The organism is Priestia sp. P5_B4, assembly GCF_056400385.1.
This window is the reverse complement of the sequence record NZ_JBFULJ010000985.1, coordinates 1-1,322: the sequence shown is the minus strand read 5'-3', so window position 1 is coordinate 1,322 and position 1,322 is coordinate 1. Positions and strand designations below refer to the sequence as shown.

At 37.3% G+C, this 1,322-nt stretch carries 2 protein-coding genes; one reads left to right on the top strand and one right to left on the bottom strand.

Going from position 1 to position 1,322, the window contains the following annotated elements; translation table 11 throughout:
- The coding region (locus AC1DRF_RS28100; RefSeq protein WP_477742324.1) for an anti-sigma factor C-terminal domain-containing protein at positions 1-528 on the top strand (528 nt) is incomplete at its 5' end.
- Positions 529-677: 149 nt separating this feature from the next.
- On the opposite strand, the gene AC1DRF_RS28095 is transcribed toward AC1DRF_RS28100, so the two are convergent.
- On the bottom strand, positions 678-1,130 hold the full coding sequence (locus AC1DRF_RS28095) for a helix-turn-helix transcriptional regulator (RefSeq protein WP_176521229.1): 453 nt from the start codon (positions 1,128-1,130) through the stop codon (positions 678-680).
- Positions 1,131-1,322 lie beyond the last annotated feature (192 nt).

Below are 1,322 nucleotides of genomic sequence, written 5' to 3'. Positions count from 1 at the left end.
CTACCAAAAGGAACGGTAAGCGAAGTGGCTATTTCTTTTGATGATACGTATTCGCTAAAAGAAGTTCAGCAAAAAATGAACGCCATCGACAGCCGTGATTTTTCTACCTCTTGGTACGCGCTCAATACAGGGAACGAACAAAAAACAAGCACAAAAGATGAGCCATTAATTGACTTAACATCAACATTTGGCTTTCCAGAGTTTTTAGACTTACCTTACGATCACAAAGGAAATCAAACCCACTCTACTAGCAAGTCGAATGTTTTAAATATGATGAAATTATTAGCCGATAATGAAGAAACGGTCCAAAAAGTTCGTCAGCTAGACCATTCCGATTTGTTGCTAAAGCAGCGATATTCTTATGTAAAAAAACACGGCGTCGGTGTGTACGGCGTTGTGATTACAGGGCCTACAAAAAAGCTTCTGAAATTAAAGAATGATCCGTCAATCACATATGCGTCACTTGGAGATGTAGAGCTATGGAATTGGTTCAGTCGTCCCTCATCAGGTACGTTAATGAATCAGTAGTGGCTGAGACAAAAGTATAGCAGTGGAAGAAAAATCCGAACGATAAATCAAGACTCTTGATGGAGAATCAAATTCGTTCGGATTTTTTTGTGGATAGAGTGAACGTAGGTTTCATATATGCAGTGATTTTGTTATGTCCCGGCCTCTTTTTATTCATTCGTTAATTGTTCAAACCTTTTTACCGCTTCGCTTTTATCAAATGAACTAAACCATCGATAGTCTTGGTCATCTAAAATGCGATAGTGCTGACTAATCATATTTTGCTGCAGACGAAAAAAGCCTTCTTTTTGAATTTCTTTCCACCATACTCTTCCTCCGAGCGTTTTATCTTTTGGAGAAGATACGCCATTATGAGCAATGATTTCTACTACTTCTAAAGGAACGTCTCCCAAAACCGATTGAAGGATTTCACTGTCACCAAACAAACCGCATACTGCAACAGTGGTCGTCCACCCTGCTTCTGTGCGCCCTTTTTCAATTTGAACCAATGTTTTTTTAGAAATACCAATGACTTCAGCCATTCTGTCTTGTGAATAGTTTCTTTCTAAACGAATTAATCGTATTTTATCCGATACTGATTTAATTACTTCTTGTTTATTCATTTTCACATCCCTTTCTTTCTATACACGTACATTTCTTTAGTGTAATATTACACCTAATTAAAGAAGAGTTTCAAGCGTTTCTCTTCGTCAAAAGACGGGGAAATATACTGAAATGGTTTTTGTACACTAAAACAATTAAAAGGAGTTGAGAATATGTATATCATTGTATGGGCTATGCTTGTACTATACGCC

Coding starts and splice junctions, on each gene's coding strand:
- AC1DRF_RS28095 (WP_176521229.1), bottom strand. CDS start 1,130: ATGAATAAACAAGAAGTAATTAAATCAGTATCGGATAAAATACGATTA.